This is a genomic window from Micromonospora sp. RV43 (assembly GCF_001029515.1).
GTDB classification, from domain to species: Bacteria; Actinomycetota; Actinomycetes; order Mycobacteriales; family Micromonosporaceae; genus Micromonospora; species Micromonospora aurantiaca.
Window position 1 is genome coordinate 1 of sequence record NZ_LEKG01000084.1, and the last position, 16,228, is coordinate 16,228.

Consider the following 16,228-nt stretch of genomic DNA (forward strand, 5'->3'; position numbering starts at 1 on the left):
CGCCCCCGCCGGGCCCGACCACGCCGCCGCCCGGCCCGACCACACCCCCGCCCGGCACCGGCGCCTGCTCGGTGAGCATCGAGCTGAACGCCTGGAACAACGGGCTGACCGAGAACATCACCATCAGCAACACCGGTTCGGCCGCGGTGAACGGCTGGTCGCTGACGTTCACGCTGCCCGGCGGCCAGACCATCACCTCGGGCTGGAACGCCTCCTACTCCCCCGCCTCGGGTCAGGTGACCGCGCGCAACCTCGCGTACAACGCGGTCATCCCGGCTCGCGGCTCGACCACCATCGGCTTCCAGGCCACGCACACCGGCAACACCGCCCGGCCCGGCTCGTTCAGCCTCAACGGCGCACCCTGCACACTCGCCTGACCGGCACCGCACACTCCGGCGTTTCTTCCCACGGCGCCGGGGACGGCCCCGCGACCCGAGAGGTCGCGGGGCCGTTTCACGCGTACGCCATGCACACCTCGGCATAACGTTGAACCGAATGGTTCAGTGTCGTACGGTGAACCTCGTGGTTCAGCAAGAGACGCTCGACCGGGTTTTCGCCAGCCTGGCCGACCCCACCCGACGCGACATCCTGATCCGGCTGGGCGCAGGCCCGGCCACCATCAGCGAGCTCACCGAGCCCACCGGGATGAGCCTCACCGGCATGCGCAAGCACGTCCGGGCGCTGGAGGACGCGGGCCTCGTGGTGACGCGCAAGGTCGGCCGGTCCCGGCAGTGCCGGCTCAGCGAGGCGCCGCTGGACTCGGCCATGGCCTGGATCGCCTTCTACCGACGTCTCTGGGCCCGTCGCCTCGACGGCCTCGACGCCTACCTCACACTCACCACGGAGGACCACGACCATGACGCTCCACATGCGAGTGACACGACACCTTCCGGGCACCCCTGACGAGGCGTTCGACGCCTACACTGACGCCGGCAAACAGAAGATCTGGTTCGGCATCCTCGACGAGCAGCCCGGCATCGTGGAGATCGACGTCGACCTGCGGGTCGGCGGGAAGCAGACCGCCGTCTGGGGCCCCTCCCCCGACATGCTGTTCCGCGAGACGCAGACGTTCCTGGAGATCGACCGCCCGCACCGGCTGGTCACCGAGTCGACTGGTACCGGCCCGGACGGCACGACCATGACCACGCGCATCGAGGTCACCTTCGAGGCGAAGGACGGCGGCACGCTGATGACTGTGGTGCAGAGCGGCTTCCCGACCCCGCAGCTGCGCGACTTCTTCGTCGGCGAGGTCTGGACCGGGGCGTTCGCCCGCATCGAGGCGTACCTGATCCGAGAGCACGCAGAGGAGACCTCCCGTGGCTGACCTGTCCCGCACCGCCGTCGTCGCGCTCGCCACCGCCGTCGCGGTGGTCGTCAACCTGATCGTGTACGCGATCGGCCGGGCGGCCGGTGGCAGCTTCCTGTTCACCGCCGACGGCCGGCGGGTCGAGGTCGACGCGGTGACCGTCGCGGGCTTCAGCGCGCTGCCGCTGGCGCTCGGGCTCACCGCCGTCGCCCTGCTGGCGTCCCGGTTCGCCTGGGTGGTCCGGGCGGCGCTGATCATCGGCCCGGCGCTCGCGGTGCTCACGATCGCCACCATGACGCTGCCCGCGGACCTGGACACCACCAGCAAGATCACGCTCGCGGCGTGCCACCTCACGCTCGCCCCGATCATCGTCGTCGCGGTGACCGCCCTCGGCCGGCGCGCGCGCCGCGCCACCGCGGGCCCGGTCGCCGCCTGACGCCGGGCACGGGGCGCCGCCCGGGGGACCGACCCGCGCCGTCACGGAGTGTGGTCGGGTAGACAGCCACCGCCGGCCCTTTTTGCCGACACCGCGTTGTTAACATGACGACATGGTGTCGACAAGTTTGAGAGGTGGCGGCTGATGTTCCTGGCCATTCGTGAGCTGGGGTTCGCGCGGCTGCGATTCGCCCTGATGGGGGCCGTGATCGCGCTGATCTCGGTGCTGATGGTGATGCTGTCCGGCCTGTCCGTCGGGCTGGTCCGGGACGGCGTCTCCGGCCTGCAGAACCTGCCGGTCACCTCGTTCGCCTTCGCCCACGGCGTGCAGCACGACTCGGCGTTCTCGCGCAGCGTGGTGGACGCCTCGGCGGTGGACACCTGGCGCGACCAGCCGGGCGTGGCCGAGGCGACCCCGTTCGGCAACACGCTCGTCAACGGGCGGACCGACGGTGGCACCGAGGTCGACCTCGCGCTGTTCGGCGTCGAGACCGGCTCGTTCCTGTCCCCCGCCGTCAGCGAGGGCGACCGGCTCGGCCCGGCGGACGGGATCGTGGTGAGCCCCACCGCCATCGACGCGGGCCTGCGCGTCGGCGACACCGTGACTGTGGACCGGCTGGGCACGCGGCTGCGCGTCGTCGGCGTCACCGAGCAGCAGGACACGTTCGGCCACGTCGACGTGGCGTACGTGCCGCTGGCGACGTGGCAGGCGGTCAAGTCCGGCACCCCGGCCGGCGCGCAGGTGCCGGCGCAGGCGACCCAGGAGATCACCGCCGTCGCGGTCCGCGCGACCGGCGGCGGCTCGGTGGACCTGGCCGCGGGCGACAAGGCCGCGGGCACGGAGAGCCTGACGCTCGACGAGTCGTACGGCGCCTCGCCCGGCTACACCGCCGAGACGACCACGCTCCAGTTGATCCAGGGCTTCCTCTACGCCATCTCGGCGCTCGTGGCCGGCGCGTTCTTCGCGGTCTGGGCGATCCAGCGCAAGCAGGAGGTCGCCGTGCTGCGGGCGCTGGGCGCCTCGACCGGCTGGGTGCTGCGCGACGCGCTCACCCAGGCACTGATCCTGCTGGCCCTCGCCATCGCCGTCGGCATGGGGATCGGCCTCGGCCTCGGCGCGCTGATCTCCGGCGGCAACGTTCCGTTCGCGCTGCACCCGCAGAGCATCGCCGCCGCCGCGGCCGGGCTGCTCGTGCTCGGCCTGGTCGGCGCGGCAGCCGCCGTCGTCCGCCTCACCTCCATCGACCCGGCGACCGCCCTGGGAGGCAACCGATGAGCAGCCGGACCACACCGTCACTCTCGACGCCGGGCACCGCTGGAGCCGGCCTCGGCCTGGTCATGCGCGGCGTCCACCTGCGGCACGGCGACGGCGCGGAGACCGTGCACGCGCTGGACGACGTCGACCTGACCGTCGCGCCCGGTGAGCTGGCCGCGATCGTCGGACCGTCCGGCGCGGGCAAGTCCAGCCTGCTCGCCGTGGCCGGCGGGCTGGCCCGCCCCGATCAGGGCACCGTCACGGTGGCCGGGCACGACATGACCGTGTCCAGCCGCCGGGCGCGCACCGAGCTGCGCCGCCGGCACGTGGGGTTCGTGTTCCAGTCGGGCAACCTGCTGCCCGCGCTGACCGCCGCCGACCAGCTGCGCCTGCCGCTGCGGCTGGGCGGGCGACGGGAACGGTCCGGACGCGACCCGCTGGAGATGCTCGCGCACGTCGGCCTGGCCGGTAAGGCCGACCGCCGGCCGCACCAGCTCTCCGGCGGCGAGCGCCAGCGCGTCGGCATCGCCCGGGCGCTGATGACCGAGCCGTCGGTGCTGCTGGTGGACGAGCCGACGGCGGCGCTGGACCGGGCCCGCAGCCACGACATCGTCCAGCTGCTCGCCCAGGAGGCGCGGGAGCGCTCGGTGGCCGTCGTGATGGTCACTCACGATCACGACGTGCTGCAATACTGTGACACCATCTACGAGATGATCGACGGCAAGCTCGCCACGAGCAGCTGACCGCGACGAGCAGGGAGCGACGCGGACCGGACACGGGCGGCGGGAGACACGGGGAGGTCGCTGTGCCGAAGATCCAAGCCTCTACCGTCGCGGAACACCGGGCCGCGCAGCGGGCGGCGTTGCTCGACGCCGCCCGCGCCCTGCTCTCCGAGCACCCGGAGCAGATTCCGAGCCTGGCCGACGTGGCCCGGCACGCCGGGCTGGCCCGCTCCAGCGCGTACTCGTACTTCAAGTCCCGCACCGACATGTTCGACGTGCTGGTCGCCGACACGTTCCCCCGGTGGTCGGCCTTCGTCGAGAAGCAGATGGCCGAGGCCCGCACGCCGGGGGCGAGGATCCTGGCGTACGTCGAGGCCAACCTGCAACTGGTTGCCCGGGGCGACCACGCGCTGGCCCGGGCACTGGCGTCGGCGGGCAACAGCGAGGTGCTGGCGACCTCCAGCCGGCTGCTGCATGACAGCCTCGAGGCGCCGTTGCGCGCCGCGCTCACCGAACACGGGGCGAGCGACCCGGACCGGATGGCGGAGCTCGTCCAGTCGGTCGTCTACGCCCTGAGCCGCATGATCGAGAACGGTCTCGACCTTCCGGCGGCCAGGGGCCTCGCCCGCGAGCTGCTCACGCCGTACCTGCGCCCGGACGCCAGCTGACCACCCGCCTCTGAGATCCGGCGCGGCGCGACGGCGTCCGGGCACCGCCACACCTGCTGAACAACGACGGCCCGGGTCGTCGCCGGCAGCCGCACCACGCGTGCGCGCACGGGCGACGACCCGGGTCGGCGCATGTCCGGACCCGGCACCCGGGGACGCGCCGGCGCTGCCGGCGGGCGTCCGCCGACGCGGGCCGGAGCGGCCGTCCGAACGATCGGCACGGGCCTCCGACCGGCGATGGGCGGCCGGCACTGTCGTCCGAGCAGGAGGAACCGAACGATCGGCCGCCGCATCGACGGTCGTCATCGGTCAGCGTTCCGCCTAGTGGAACAGCAGCTCAGAGGCGGTACGGGGAACTAAGTTACTGATCAGTAGCCCGTTGACGGCATGTGAACCCGGCCCTACCGTTCCACTCAATCGAACGGCGTACGGTTCATCCGAACGCTCTCGGCCTCGCCGAGTGCGGCCCGAAACAGGAAGTCCGAGGCATGCCTGACGACAAGCTTCTCGCTCTTCTCTCCCCCACCAGGCTCGGTCGCCTCACCCTGCGGAACCGGGTCTTCGTCCCCGGCCACACCACCAACTTCGGACTGAACAATGTGCCCACCCGTCGCCACGTCGCCTACCACGCGGAGCGGGCGCGCGGCGGTGTCGGCCTGATCATCACCGAGGCGATCCGCGTGCACCCCACGAGCGCGGGCCGCAGCATCAGCCTCGGCAGCTTCGACGACTCGTCGATCCCGGCGTACGCGGCGGTGACCGAGGCCGTGCACGAGCACGGGGCACGCATGTTCGCCCAGATCATGCACGCCGGACGGCAGGCCAACGGCGACGCGACCCGTACCGCCGCCTGGTCCTCGTCGCCGGTGCCGTGGGCGGCCGGCTCGCACGTGCCGCACGCGATGGGACGCCGGGACATCGCCGTCGTCGTCGCCGCGTTCGCCGCCGCCGCGCGGCGGATGCGCGAGGCCGGCTTCGACGGCCTGGAGGTGCACGCCGGCCACGGCCACCTGCTCCAGCAGTTCCTCTCCCCGCACACGAACACCCGCGACGACGCGTACGGCGGCAGCCTCGACAACCGGATGCGCCTGACCCGCGAGGTGCTGACCGCGGTGCTCGCCGCCGCCCCCGAGCTGCCCGTCGGGCTGCGGGTCAGCGCCGACGAGTTCCTGCCCGGCGGCCTCGACCCGGCCGCGGTGCTGGAGATCGTCGGAAAGCTGCGCGCCGAGTTCCCCCTCGCCTACGTGCACGTCAGCCACTCCGCCTACCACGGCAGCTGGTCGCTCGCGACCCAGATGGCGGACATGAGCTTCGGCCACGCCCCGTTCCGGCACCACGCGGCGCTGTTCAAGCGCGAGTTCCCGGACCTGCCGGTGCTCGCGGTGTGCCGGCTGGACAGCCTGCCGGAGGCCGCCGAACTCGTCGCCGCGGGCGAGGCCGACCTGGTCGGCCTGGCCCGCCCGCACATCGCCGACCCGCACCTGGTGCGCAAGGCCGAACAGGGCCGCCAGCACGAGGTACGCGCCTGCCTGGCCTGCAACCAGGGCTGCATCGGCCGGCTGGAGACCAGCCTGCCCATCTCCTGCGTGGTGAACCCGGAGGTCGGCGCCGAGCGGGAGTGGGCCGACGCCTGGCCGGAGCTGCCCGGACCGTCCGGCGCGCGGGACGTCCTGGTCGTCGGCGGCGGTCCGGCCGGCCTGGAGGCGGCGCTCTCCGCGCACCGGGCCGGGCACCGGGTGACAGTTGTCGAGGCACGCGACCGGCTCGGCGGGCAGGTCGAGGTGGCCGCGCGCGTACCCGGCCGGGAGCGGCTCGGTCTGCTCACCCGCGACCTGGCCCGCGACGTGGCTGCCGCCGGCATCCCGGTCCGGCTCGGCCACCGCGCCGGCGTCGCGGACGTGCTGTCCGGCGGCTACCAGGACGTCGTCCTCGCCACCGGCTCCCGGCCCGCCCGCCGCGACCTGCCCGGCGGCCCGCCGGTGGTCGACATCTGGCAGGCCGTCGACCACCTGGCCGACCCCGGCTACCGGCCGGACGGCGCCGTCGTCGTGCTCGACGACGAGGGCACCTGGTCGGCGGCCTCGGTGGCGGAGGCGTTCGCCCGGCGGGGCGCCCGCGTCCACCTCGTCTCCCCCACCGCCACGGTGAGCGCCAAGATCACCACGTACTCGCGGCTGGCGCTGCTCAAGCGCTTCGCGGACCTGGGGATCGCGGTCCACCCGATGCGGACCGCCCGTGCGGCGGGCGCCGGCGCGGTGGCGCTCGGCGGCCCGCTCGCCGGCGGCGAGACGATCGTCGAAGGCGTCACCACAGTCGTCGACGGCGGCTCGGCGCAGGCCGCGGACGAGTTGTACCGGCAGCTCGACGCGCTGCCCGACGGCCCCCTTGTCCACGTCGTCGGCGACGCGAACGCTCCCCGCAGCGCCTTCGAGGCCGTCTACGAGGGACGCATGGCCGGCGCGTTCCTCGGCGCCTTCGACACCGCGGCCGCCGAACGCGTGCGGTACGCCCACTGACCCGTCCACCCCGGTCGCGGTGCACCGCGGGCCGGACCTCCCCCACCTGTAGAGGAGACAAGGCATGTTCGATGTCGAGGAGCGCCTCACCCTGGATGAGCGTTCCGCCGTGGACTTCGTCCTCGGCCTGCGCAAGCGCTGGGCGGACACCGTCTACCCGGCGCTGCGCGAGGAGTACGGCGCCACCGGGGCGTCGGCCACCACCGTCGCCGACGCCGGTCAGGTGCTGCGCGGTCTCCCGCTCTACCCGTGGTTCAGCCACCTGGAGCGGGTGCAGCAGAAGATGCTGTGGAAGGTCGCCGGCGACGCGGTGCTCAGCCGCCGCGAGGAGCTGACCGGCCAGCTCACCTCGCTGCCCGAGCAGCCGAAGGGCTCGCTGGAGCTGAACCCCGACCTGGAACTGCCCGACTGGTACACCGACTACGACATCCACATCCAGCCCGGCAGCTTCTTCTCCGACGACATGTCGGCCTACGTGTACGAGTTCGGCGCTCGCATCGTCATGCTGCGCGACAACGACGGCTACAAGTTCCACACGCTGTTCGCCCAGACCGCGCTGCCCGAGCTGCCCGCGGCGACCCGGATCGTCGACATCGGGTGCGGTTTCGGCAAGAGCACCCGCCCACTGCCCGCCAAGTACCCGACCGCGCAGGTGATCGGCGTGGACCTGGCCGCACCCGGTCTGCGCCTGGCCCACGCCGAGGCCGAGGCGACCGGAGTCGCGATCGACTACCGGCAGGCCGACGGCCGGGCCACCGGCATCGAGGCGGACAGCTGCGACGTGGTCACCGGCACGATGGTGCTGCACGAGATGCCCGCCACCGCGATCCGGGAGACGATCGTGGAGGCCGCGCGCCTGCTCAAGCCGGGCGGCTCGCTGCGCTTCCTGGAGTTCATGCTCACCGGCGACCCGCTGCGCGACGCCACCGTCTACGAGCACGCCGAGCGCAACAACGAGCCGTTCTTCCACGACCTGTTCGGCTCGGACCTGATCGAGGTCTGCACCGAGGCCGGTCTGACCGACGTGTCGTGGACCCCGTTCGACGAGCGCCGCAACGGCGTCCAGCCGCAGGGCTGGGGCGACCGTCCCGAGTGGCACTTCCCCTGGGCCGTACTGGCCGCGACCAAGCCGGAGGCGTGATGAGCACCGAGTTCGACTACTTCGGGGACCCCAAGGTCGGCAAGCTGCTCGACCTGGTGCTGCAGCTCTCCACCGAGCTGCACGTGACCCGCCAGCGGGTACGCGTCGTCGAGGCGCTGCTGACCCGCTCCGGCGCGCTCACCGCGGGCGCCGTCGACGGGTTCGTCTCCACCGAGGAGGAGCAGAAGGTCCTCGACCGCGAGCGGGACGAGCTGCTGGCCCGCCTCATGCGCATCCTCACCGAGCACGGCCCCGCGGAGCACCCGCTGCGGGACCAGTGGGAGGCGGCGCTGAGCGAGAAGACCGGCTGATGAGCACACCGGACGCGCCCGGCCTGATCGACAGCTACCTGCAGCTGTGCGAGGACCGCGAACTCGACGAAGCGGGGCGCTTTCTCGCGGAGCGGGCGCGGTTGGTCTTCCCGGGCGGCCGGGAGTACTCGTCGCTGCGGGAGATGGCGGCCGCGTCGACCGGAACCTACCGGTGGGTGCGCAAGCACCGGGACCGCTACCTGGTGGGTGAGGCCGACGGGCGGGTCACCGTGACCTCGCTCGGGCGGCTGTACGGGGAATGGCTCGACGGCACTCCGTTCGAGGACATCCGCTACGCGGACGTCTTCGTGCTCGACGGCGGACTGATCGTCGAGCAGCACGTCTACAACGATCTGGCACTGGTCGCGCAGCAGCGCGGCGCCTGACGGACAACGGTCGCGCAGCAGCGCGACGCCTGACGGACAACGGTCGCGCAGCAGCGCGACGCCTGATTCCCCCACCTCCGCCGCTCCGGCGGCGGAGGTGGTCTCCCCCGACTCATGACGAGGTGTGTGCATATGAAACGAAGGTGGGCTCTGCTCCCGGCGGCGCTGGCCGCCGCGCTGGTCCTGTCCGCGTGCGGCGGCGGCTCCGACGACGACGGCGCCGGCGGCGAGGGCAAGGAGGCGAAGCTGACCATGGCCATCGCCTCCGCCGTGATCGGCCCGAAGGAGGAGGTGGCCGTCTACGCGGTCGCCAAGGAACTCGGCTACTTCGCCGAGGAGAAGCTGACCGTCGAGACGATCAACGCCGACGGCTCGGTCGCCGCCCTCCAGGCGGTCGCGTCCGGCAGCGGCGACATCACCCCCGCCGACGCCGGCTCGGCGCTCGGCGCGGCGGAGAAGAACGTGCCGATCAAGGCGATCGGCGGCCTGGTGCAGAACTGGCCGTGGGTGATGGCTGTGAAGCCGGACTCCCCGCTCACCGGCGGCGCTGACCTGCGCGGCAAGAAGATCGGCGTGATCAGCCTGGCCTCCGGCTCGGCCCCGTACGCCCGCGCCTACGTCAAGGCCGCCGGCCTGGACCCGACCAAGGACGTCGAGCTTCTGCCGGTGGGCGTGGGCGCGCAGGCCGCCGCCGCGCTCAACGACGGCAAGGTCGACATGCTGGCGCTCTACACCCAGGCGTACGCGGTCATCGAGAACGCCGGCACCGAGCTGAAGTACCTGACCAACCCGGACGTGTTCTCCGGCATCCGGTCGCTGACCTTCAGCGTCGGCGCCCGTGACTTCGACGCCAAGAAGGACTCGTACGAGCGGTTCCTGCGCGCGGCGTACAAGGCGATGCTCTTCTCGGCGAAGAACCCCGAGGCCGCCATGAAGATCGGCTACAAGGTCTTCCCGCAGATCCTCGCCGGCAAGTCCGCCGACGAGCGCCTCAAGGCGGACACCGAGAGCCTGACCGCCTGGCTGAAGACGGCCACCCCGGCCAGCGGCGACCCGGAGCAGTTCGGCGACTGGGGCGCGATCAGCGACGAGGAGTGGGCGAAGACCCAGGCGTACACCAAGGAGGCCGGGCAGATCACCGGCGAGGTCGACCTCAAGAAGCTGTGGGATCCGAGCCTGCTCTCCGGCGCCAACAACTTCGACAAGGCCGCGGTGCTCAGCAAGGCCGCGAACTACACCGCCTAGGCAGCGGACAGCGGAAGGGATTTCGATGGCCATCAAGGCGACGGCCCGCCGGGCGCAGACGCAGGCTTCGGCATCGGTGTCGGAAGACTCCTGGATCGAGATCGACGGGCTGGACAAGGAGTACCGGCCCCGGAAGTCGGCACCGACCCAGGCGTTGAGCGACATCAACCTGACGGTACGTCGCGGCGAGTTCATCTCGGTCGTGGGACCGTCCGGGTGCGGCAAGACCACTTTGCTGAAGATCCTCGCCGGGCTCAGCCCGAAGACCGGCGGCGCGGTACGGATCGCCGGGCGGGACGTGACGAAGCCCCTTCCCGAGGTCGGGATGGTGTTCCAGGCACCGACGCTGCTGCCGTGGCGCACCATCTTCGACAACGTGATGGTGCCGGCGGAGATCCAGCGACTGGATCCCCGCCGGCACCGGGAACGCGCCCAGCAGTTGCTCGAGATGGTCGGTCTCAACGGCTTCGAGCAGAAGTACCCGCACGAGCTCAGCGGCGGCATGCAGCAGCGGGCCGGCATCTGCCGGGCGCTGGTGCACGACCCGGCGGTACTGCTGATGGACGAGCCGTTCGGCGCGCTCGACGCGATGACCCGCGAGTACATGAACGTGGAGCTGCTGCGCATCTGGCAGGAGAGCAACCAGACGATCGTCCTGGTCACGCACTCCATCCCGGAGGCGGTCTTCCTCTCCGACCGGGTGGTCGTGCTCAGCCCCCGGCCGGGCCGGATCGCGGAGGTCATGGACATCGACCTGGAGCGGCCGCGTGACCTCGGCGTCATGTCGTCCGACCGGGCCGGGGTCTACGTGGAGCGGATCCGCCGACACTTCAACGCCGCCGGCGTTATCGACTGACGAGGGACAGCCATGGCAACAAGCAACCTGGTCCGCGAGCCGGCCCAGCCACCGGCGCCGTCCGCCCGGCCCGCCAAGCCCGCCCGGCGCAAGTTCGACCTCCGCGAGAAGCCCCAGCTCTGGCTGGTCCCGACGGTCTTCGTCGTGGTCGTGCTGGCCTGGGAGTACGGCGTCCAGCTCATCGGCGTCGACGAGTACGTCCTGCCGCTGCCGTCGAGCGTGGTCGAGTCGCTGTGGCAGCAGCTCGGCGACGACCAGTTCTGGGGTCACTTCTGGGTGACCACCCAGGAGGCGCTGCTCGGGTTCGTGATCGGTGTCGGGGCCGCGCTGCTGCTCGGCACGTTCATCTCCCAGATCAAGATCGTCGAAGCCACCCTGATGCCGTACATCGTGGCCTTCCAGACCGTCCCGAAGGTCGCCCTGGCCCCGCTGTTCGTGGTCTGGTTCGGTTTCGGCCTGACCAGCAAGGTGGTCATGGCCGCGGTGATCTCGTTCTTCCCGATGCTCGTCAACGTCATCGAGGGCCTGCGGGCGGCCGACGCCGACAAGATCCAGATGCTGACGGTGTTCGGCGCGAGCAAGACCCAGATCTTCCGGATGGTCCGGCTGCCCAGCGCGCTGCCGTTCATCTTCGCCGGCCTGGACATCGGCATCGTCTTCGCCATCCTCGGCGCGGTCGTCGGCGAGTTCATCGGCGCCAAGGAGGGCCTGGGCTACCTGCTGCTGCAGACCAACTACAACTTCGACATCGCCGGCATGTTCGCCGTCCTGGTGGTGCTGTCGGTGATGGGTCTGGTGGCGCACTTCGTGATCCGGCTGCTGCAGAAGCGGCTCGCCTTCTGGGCCGAGGACACGAAGGTGATCGGCGCGTGACGACAGCTGACGGGACCGTCGTCACGCGTGCGGAGCACCGGCCGGGCGTGGTTCACGCCCGCCCGGCCGGTGGCCGGACCGGAAAGGCAGGACACGAGACATGAACACCGACCCGAACCGGTTCGACGGACGGGTGGCAGTGGTGACCGGGGCGGCCCGCGGCATCGGCGCCCGGATCGCCACGACGCTGGCACAGCGCGGCGCGACGGTGGCGCAGGCCGACCTGCTCGACGACTGGGCGGAGGCCGAGCTGACCGGCGGCGCGCACACCCGGCACCGGGTGGACGTCCGGTCGGCCGCCTCCTGCACGCAGCTGGTGGCCGAGGTCCTGGACGCCCACGGCCGCCTGGACCTGCTCGTCAACAACGCCGGGATCGTCCGGCGCGGACCGGCGGCCACGATGTCCGAGGAGGACTTCACCACCGTCCTGGACGTCAACCTGACCGGCACGTTCCGGATGAGCCAGGCCGCGTACCCGGCGCTGCGGCGCAGCGGCGGCGCGGTGGTGAACATCGGCTCCACGAACGGGCACGTCGCGGTGCTGAACACGCTCGGGTACTGCGTCAGCAAGGCCGGCGTGATGCACATGGCACGCGTGCTGGCGCTGGAGTGGGCGCCGGACCGGATCCGGGTCAACGCCGTCGGACCCACCATCGTGCCCACCGACATGACCTCCGACGTCCGCGGCGACGAGGCGTACCTGGCCGACAAGATGGCGTCGATCCCGCTGGGCCGGATGGCGCAGCCGCAGGACGTCGCCAACGCGGTCGCCTACCTGCTCAGTGACGCCGCCGCCATGACCACCGGGCAGACGATCTTCGTCGACGGCGGCGTCACCATCCACTGACTTCCCCCTCCCCGACCCCTTCTGTGAGGACCACCATGCCCAAACCGAATACCGCGGCCGCGCTTGCGGCCGTCGACGCGCACTTCGACGAGTTCGTCGAGGAGCTCCAGCAGCTGTGCCGCATCCGCAGCCGCCGCCAGGAGCCGGAGCAGATGGAGGCCACCGCCGAGTTCATCGCCGGGTCGGTCCGCCGCTGGGGCGGCGAAGCCGAGATCATCCCGTGGGAGCAGTCGTACCCGTACGTGCTGGCCGAGGTGCCGGGCGAGGGCGACAAGGCGCTGCTGCACTTCACCCACTACGACGTGGAGGTCGAGCCGGCCGGTGACGACGCCGACTGGATCAGCCCGCCGTACGCGGCGGAGATCCACGACGGCCGGCTGTACGCCCGGGGCGTGGCCGACGACAAGGGCGTCGTCATGTCCCGCATCCACGCGGCGGCGGCCTGGAGGCTGGCCGGGCTGACCCCGCCGGTGACCAACCGGATCATCTTCGAGGGCAAGAAGTGGCTGCACAGCCCCGGTCTCGGCTCGTTCGTCGAGGCGCACGCCGACCGACTCGCCAGCGACGCCGCGCTGTGGGAGAACTCCTGGCTCGACGGCGAGGACCGGCTGCTGCTCAAGCTCGCCGAGAAGGGCGTGCTCTACCTGCGCCTCACCGCGCAGACCCTGCCGCGCGACCTCACCAGCCAGAACACCGCGCTGCTGCCGGCTGCCACGGCCCGGCTGGCCGCCGCCCTGGCGCGGTTGCAGCGGCCCGACGGCACCGTGACGATCCCCGGTTTCGCCGACGACGCCCGGCCGCCGACCGACGAGGAGCGGGCGCTGCTGGAGAAGGTGGCGTTCGACGGGGACTTCCTGCGCAAGCGGGCCCAGGTCGACCGGTTCACCGGTGACCTGGACGACCAGGGCGCCGCGGTCGCCATCCGTACCGTGCCGACGCTCACCGTCGGCGGTTTCGCCGGCGGCGACATGCGCGACGACGTGACGCTCGGCATCCCGTCGACCGCCTCGGCGAAGCTGGAGATCCGGCTGGTGCCGGGCCAGGACCCGGACCGGGTGCTCGGCTGCATCCGCGACCACCTGGCCGCGACCGGCTTCGGTGACCTGCGCATCGAGGTGATGGCGACCAGCCGGCCCAACCTCACCGACCACCGCGACCCGTTCGTCGCGCTGGTCGCCGACGCGGCCCGCCGGGTGTACGGGACCGAGCCGGTGATCGAGCCGTACACGCAGTGGATCGGCAACCAGGGCGTGATCGCCGACCGGCCGATCGTCGGCGTCGGCGTGTCCCGCGCCGACTCCGGTGTGGACGGCCCGAACGAGAACATCCGGCTGGACGACTACAAGGCCGGCATCAAGCACGTCATCGAGGTCATGGCGGCGCTGGCGGTGGCCGAGTGACCCGGGCCCGCGGCGTGGCCCGCCGCGCCTACGTCGACGTGCCGTGGGGTCAGGTGCACTACCGGCACGGCGGCGACGCCGACGCCCCGGTGCTGCTGATCCTGCACCAGTCCCCGCTCTCCTCGGCCACCTACGACGCGGTGATCGAGCCGCTGGCCCGCCGCGGCCTGCGGGTGATCGCCCCGGACACGCCGGGGTTCGGCATGTCCGACGCGCCACCGCGCCCGTGGTCCATCCCGGAGTACGCGGCCGGGGTGTGGCAGTTCGCCGACGCCCTCGGGCTGTCCCGGGTACACCTGCTCGGGCAGCACACCGGCGCGATCGTCGGCGCGGAGGCGCTGATGTCGGCGCCGGAGCGGGTGCACCGGCTGATTCTCCAGGGCATCCCGCTCTACGACGAGCAGGAGCGGGCGGAGAAGAAGCGGTCGTACGCGCCCGGCTACGTGCCGGCGCGCGACGGCGGGCACCTGAAGGTGATCTGGGACCGGGTGTACGGCCTGTACCCGCGCCTGACCCCGGAGGCGGCGGACCGGCAGGTCACCGAGTACCTGCTGACCGGACCGGACTACGCGACCGCGTACCGGGCGGTGTTCGACCACCACGTCGACACCGCCGCCCTGGACGCGCTGCCCATCGTGCTGCTGCACGGCGCCGACGACCTGCTGGACCGGATGACGCCGCAGGTGCGGGCCGCGCTGCCCGGCGCCGAGCTGGTCACCATCCCCGGCGGCACCGACTTCGTGGCCGACGAGCAGCCGGAGGCGTTCGCCGACGCGGTCGCCGCGCGGGTGCACGCCGACCTCGGACGGGAGGTGGCGGCATGAGCGCCGGCACCCCGGTGACCGAGGCGAAGGTCGTACCGGCGAACACTGTCTACACCGCCACAGTCGAGGTCTCCGGCGGTCGCGGCGGCAGCGCCCGGTCGCTGACCGGGTCGCTGCGGGTCGACCTGACCCGCCCCGCGCAGCGGGGTCCGGACGCGCCCGGCACCGACCCGGAGGAGCTGTTCGCGGCCGGCTACGCGGCCTGCTTCGACAGCGCGCTCGCGGTCGCCGCCCGGCAGGCCGGCGTGCGGCCCGGTCCGACGACCGTCACCGCCTCGGTCTCCCTCGGGCAGACCGAGGACGGCCGGTACGCGATCGCCGTGGTGCTGGACGTGTCCGCGCCGCAGTGCCCGCAGGCCGACCTGGAGCGCGCGGTGGAGCTGGCCGACCGGATGTGTCCCTACTCGAACGCCCTGCGGGGCAACACCGCGGTGGCGATCCGGGTCGATGGCCACCGCTGACCTGACCCGGCCCGCAGCGGTCCGCCACCCGGCGGATCCGCAGCGGCCCGCCGGCCCGATGGCCCTGGCCGTCGGGCTCGGCGCGGTCTACCTGATCTGGGGCTCGACCTACCTGGGCAACCGGGTGGCCCTGGACAGCATCCCGCCGCTGGTCGCCACCTCGGCCCGGTTCCTGGCCGCCGCGCTGCTGCTGTTCGCGGTGGCGGCGCTGCGCCGGGGACCGGCCGGGCTGCTGCTGCCCCGGCGGCAGTGGGGCGGGGTGGGCGCCAGCGGGCTGCTGATGGTCGGTGCGGGCAGCGCGCTGCTCGCCCTGGGCCAGCAGTACGTGCCGACCGGGCTGACGTCGCTGGTGGTGGCCGGCATGCCGCTGTGGGTGCTGGTGTTGCGGCTGGTGGTCGGTCCACGGCCATCGGCGCTCGCGGCGGTGGGCGTACTGGGCGGGGTGGCCGGGCTGGCGCTGCTGTTCTCGGTGCCGACGAAGGGATGGCACCTCGGCGGGATGCTGCTGCTGGTGGTCTCCACGATGGTCTGGGCGCTGGGCTCGACGCTGTCGCAGCGGCTGCACATGCCGGCCGACCACCTGGTCGGCACCGGCTGGCAGATGCTCGTCGGCGGCGTCGCGGTGGCGGTGGCGAGCGTGGTCAGCGGTGAGCTGGGACGGTTCGACCTCGCCGGCGTGACCGGCCGGTCCTGGCTGGCGTGGACCTACCTGATGCTGGTGTGCACAGTGGTCGGCTTCAGCGTCTACACGTGGTTGCTGCGCAACGCGCCGATCCAGCTCGCGTCCACCTACGCGTACGTCAACCCGGTGGTGGCGGTCCTGCTCGGCATGATGGTGCTGGATGAATCGTTGTCCGGACGACAGGTGCTCGCCGGTGCCGTGGTGCTCGCCTCGGTGGCGCTCGTCATCGCGCGGGAGCGACCCCGGCAGGCCGACGGCCTCCCGCCCGGGAAGACCCCCGTCGCACCCGCCTGACGCCCG

The 16,228-nt window shown here is 72.3% G+C and carries 19 protein-coding genes; all 19 read left to right on the forward strand.

What is annotated here, in order from left to right; genetic code table 11:
* On the forward strand, positions 1 to 377 hold a 377-nt coding region (locus ABD52_RS20345), incomplete at its 5' end, for a cellulose binding domain-containing protein (RefSeq protein WP_047892857.1).
* 145 nt (positions 378 to 522) lie between these two features.
* Positions 523 to 903: a helix-turn-helix transcriptional regulator gene (locus tag ABD52_RS20350; protein WP_186461502.1), complete on the forward strand. Its 381-nt coding sequence runs from the start codon at positions 523 to 525 to the stop codon at positions 901 to 903.
* A complete protein-coding gene (locus ABD52_RS20355; RefSeq protein ID WP_013286881.1) occupies positions 857 to 1,324 on the forward strand; it encodes an SRPBCC domain-containing protein in 468 nt (155 codons plus the stop codon). Before ABD52_RS20350 ends, ABD52_RS20355 begins: the two co-directional genes overlap by 47 nt.
* Positions 1,317 to 1,742 carry a DUF6069 family protein gene (locus ABD52_RS20360; RefSeq protein ID WP_013476403.1) on the forward strand — a complete coding sequence of 142 codons (426 nt, stop codon included), beginning with the start codon at positions 1,317 to 1,319 and terminating at the stop codon, positions 1,740 to 1,742. Before ABD52_RS20355 ends, ABD52_RS20360 begins: the two co-directional genes overlap by 8 nt.
* Positions 1,743 to 1,886: 144 nt before the next feature.
* Positions 1,887 to 3,017: an ABC transporter permease gene (locus ABD52_RS20365; protein ID WP_013476402.1), complete on the forward strand. Its 1,131-nt coding sequence runs from the start codon at positions 1,887 to 1,889 to the stop codon at positions 3,015 to 3,017.
* Positions 3,014 to 3,739, forward strand: coding sequence for an ABC transporter ATP-binding protein (locus ABD52_RS20370; RefSeq protein WP_013286884.1), 726 nt, complete (start codon positions 3,014 to 3,016; stop codon positions 3,737 to 3,739). The genes ABD52_RS20365 and ABD52_RS20370 overlap by 4 nt, the downstream gene beginning before the upstream one ends.
* Before the next feature lie 62 nt (positions 3,740 to 3,801).
* A complete protein-coding gene (locus tag ABD52_RS20375; protein ID WP_047892859.1) occupies positions 3,802 to 4,386 on the forward strand; it encodes a TetR/AcrR family transcriptional regulator in 585 nt (194 codons plus the stop codon).
* 488 nt (positions 4,387 to 4,874) lie between these two features.
* Positions 4,875 to 6,902, forward strand: a complete 2,028-nt coding sequence (locus ABD52_RS20380) for an FAD-dependent oxidoreductase (RefSeq protein ID WP_047892860.1) — start codon at positions 4,875 to 4,877, stop codon at positions 6,900 to 6,902.
* Positions 6,903 to 6,966: 64 nt separating this feature from the next.
* Positions 6,967 to 8,043 (forward strand): class I SAM-dependent methyltransferase, encoded by a 1,077-nt coding sequence (locus ABD52_RS20385; RefSeq protein WP_013286887.1) that lies wholly within the window; start codon positions 6,967 to 6,969, stop codon positions 8,041 to 8,043.
* Positions 8,043 to 8,354 carry a hypothetical protein gene (locus ABD52_RS20390; protein ID WP_013286888.1) on the forward strand — a complete coding sequence of 104 codons (312 nt, stop codon included), beginning with the start codon at positions 8,043 to 8,045 and terminating at the stop codon, positions 8,352 to 8,354. The genes ABD52_RS20385 and ABD52_RS20390 overlap by 1 nt, the downstream gene beginning before the upstream one ends.
* Positions 8,354 to 8,740: a nuclear transport factor 2 family protein gene (locus tag ABD52_RS20395; RefSeq protein WP_047892861.1), complete on the forward strand. Its 387-nt coding sequence runs from the start codon at positions 8,354 to 8,356 to the stop codon at positions 8,738 to 8,740. Before ABD52_RS20390 ends, ABD52_RS20395 begins: the two co-directional genes overlap by 1 nt.
* Before the next feature lie 132 nt (positions 8,741 to 8,872).
* A complete protein-coding gene (locus tag ABD52_RS20400; RefSeq protein ID WP_047892862.1) occupies positions 8,873 to 9,985 on the forward strand; it encodes an ABC transporter substrate-binding protein in 1,113 nt (370 codons plus the stop codon).
* A 25-nt stretch (positions 9,986 to 10,010) separates the two neighbouring features.
* On the forward strand, positions 10,011 to 10,841 hold the full coding sequence (locus ABD52_RS20405; RefSeq protein ID WP_082171341.1) for an ABC transporter ATP-binding protein: 831 nt from the start codon (positions 10,011 to 10,013) through the stop codon (positions 10,839 to 10,841).
* 12 nt (positions 10,842 to 10,853) lie between these two features.
* Positions 10,854 to 11,714 carry an ABC transporter permease gene (locus ABD52_RS20410; RefSeq protein ID WP_030268404.1) on the forward strand — a complete coding sequence of 287 codons (861 nt, stop codon included), beginning with the start codon at positions 10,854 to 10,856 and terminating at the stop codon, positions 11,712 to 11,714.
* A gap of 100 nt (positions 11,715 to 11,814) precedes the next feature.
* The gene (locus ABD52_RS20415) at positions 11,815 to 12,561 is read left to right on the forward strand and encodes an SDR family NAD(P)-dependent oxidoreductase (RefSeq protein WP_013286893.1); all 747 of its coding nucleotides are present in this window, start codon (positions 11,815 to 11,817) and stop codon (positions 12,559 to 12,561) included.
* A gap of 35 nt (positions 12,562 to 12,596) precedes the next feature.
* Positions 12,597 to 13,961 carry a M20/M25/M40 family metallo-hydrolase gene (locus tag ABD52_RS20420; protein WP_047892863.1) on the forward strand — a complete coding sequence of 455 codons (1,365 nt, stop codon included), beginning with the start codon at positions 12,597 to 12,599 and terminating at the stop codon, positions 13,959 to 13,961.
* The gene (locus tag ABD52_RS20425; protein ID WP_047892864.1) at positions 13,958 to 14,785 is read left to right on the forward strand and encodes an alpha/beta fold hydrolase; all 828 of its coding nucleotides are present in this window, start codon (positions 13,958 to 13,960) and stop codon (positions 14,783 to 14,785) included. The genes ABD52_RS20420 and ABD52_RS20425 overlap by 4 nt, the downstream gene beginning before the upstream one ends.
* Positions 14,782 to 15,246, forward strand: coding sequence for an Ohr family peroxiredoxin (locus ABD52_RS20430; protein ID WP_047892865.1), 465 nt, complete (start codon positions 14,782 to 14,784; stop codon positions 15,244 to 15,246). The genes ABD52_RS20425 and ABD52_RS20430 overlap by 4 nt, the downstream gene beginning before the upstream one ends.
* Positions 15,233 to 16,222 (forward strand): EamA family transporter, encoded by a 990-nt coding sequence (locus tag ABD52_RS20435; protein ID WP_047892866.1) that lies wholly within the window; start codon positions 15,233 to 15,235, stop codon positions 16,220 to 16,222. The genes ABD52_RS20430 and ABD52_RS20435 overlap by 14 nt, the downstream gene beginning before the upstream one ends.
* The last annotated feature ends 6 nt before the right edge of the window (positions 16,223 to 16,228 follow it).

What these genes read in the sequence shown, in the direction of transcription:
- ABD52_RS20415 (WP_013286893.1), top strand. Translation starts at nt 11,815, where the DNA reads ATGAACACCGACCCGAACCGGTTCGACGGACGGGTGGCAGTGGTGACC.
- ABD52_RS20410 (WP_030268404.1), top strand. Translation starts at nt 10,854, where the DNA reads ATGGCAACAAGCAACCTGGTCCGCGAGCCGGCCCAGCCACCGGCGCCG.
- ABD52_RS20430 (WP_047892865.1), top strand. Translation starts at nt 14,782, where the DNA reads ATGAGCGCCGGCACCCCGGTGACCGAGGCGAAGGTCGTACCGGCGAAC.
- ABD52_RS20355 (WP_013286881.1), top strand. Translation starts at nt 857, where the DNA reads ATGACGCTCCACATGCGAGTGACACGACACCTTCCGGGCACCCCTGAC.
- ABD52_RS20390 (WP_013286888.1), top strand. Translation starts at nt 8,043, where the DNA reads ATGAGCACCGAGTTCGACTACTTCGGGGACCCCAAGGTCGGCAAGCTG.
- ABD52_RS20400 (WP_047892862.1), top strand. Translation starts at nt 8,873, where the DNA reads ATGAAACGAAGGTGGGCTCTGCTCCCGGCGGCGCTGGCCGCCGCGCTG.
- ABD52_RS20365 (WP_013476402.1), top strand. Translation starts at nt 1,887, where the DNA reads ATGTTCCTGGCCATTCGTGAGCTGGGGTTCGCGCGGCTGCGATTCGCC.
- ABD52_RS20385 (WP_013286887.1), top strand. Translation starts at nt 6,967, where the DNA reads ATGTTCGATGTCGAGGAGCGCCTCACCCTGGATGAGCGTTCCGCCGTG.
- ABD52_RS20420 (WP_047892863.1), top strand. Translation starts at nt 12,597, where the DNA reads ATGCCCAAACCGAATACCGCGGCCGCGCTTGCGGCCGTCGACGCGCAC.
- ABD52_RS20435 (WP_047892866.1), top strand. Translation starts at nt 15,233, where the DNA reads ATGGCCACCGCTGACCTGACCCGGCCCGCAGCGGTCCGCCACCCGGCG.
- ABD52_RS20405 (WP_082171341.1), top strand. Translation starts at nt 10,011, where the DNA reads ATGGCCATCAAGGCGACGGCCCGCCGGGCGCAGACGCAGGCTTCGGCA.
- ABD52_RS20395 (WP_047892861.1), top strand. Translation starts at nt 8,354, where the DNA reads ATGAGCACACCGGACGCGCCCGGCCTGATCGACAGCTACCTGCAGCTG.
- ABD52_RS20370 (WP_013286884.1), top strand. Translation starts at nt 3,014, where the DNA reads ATGAGCAGCCGGACCACACCGTCACTCTCGACGCCGGGCACCGCTGGA.
- ABD52_RS20380 (WP_047892860.1), top strand. Translation starts at nt 4,875, where the DNA reads ATGCCTGACGACAAGCTTCTCGCTCTTCTCTCCCCCACCAGGCTCGGT.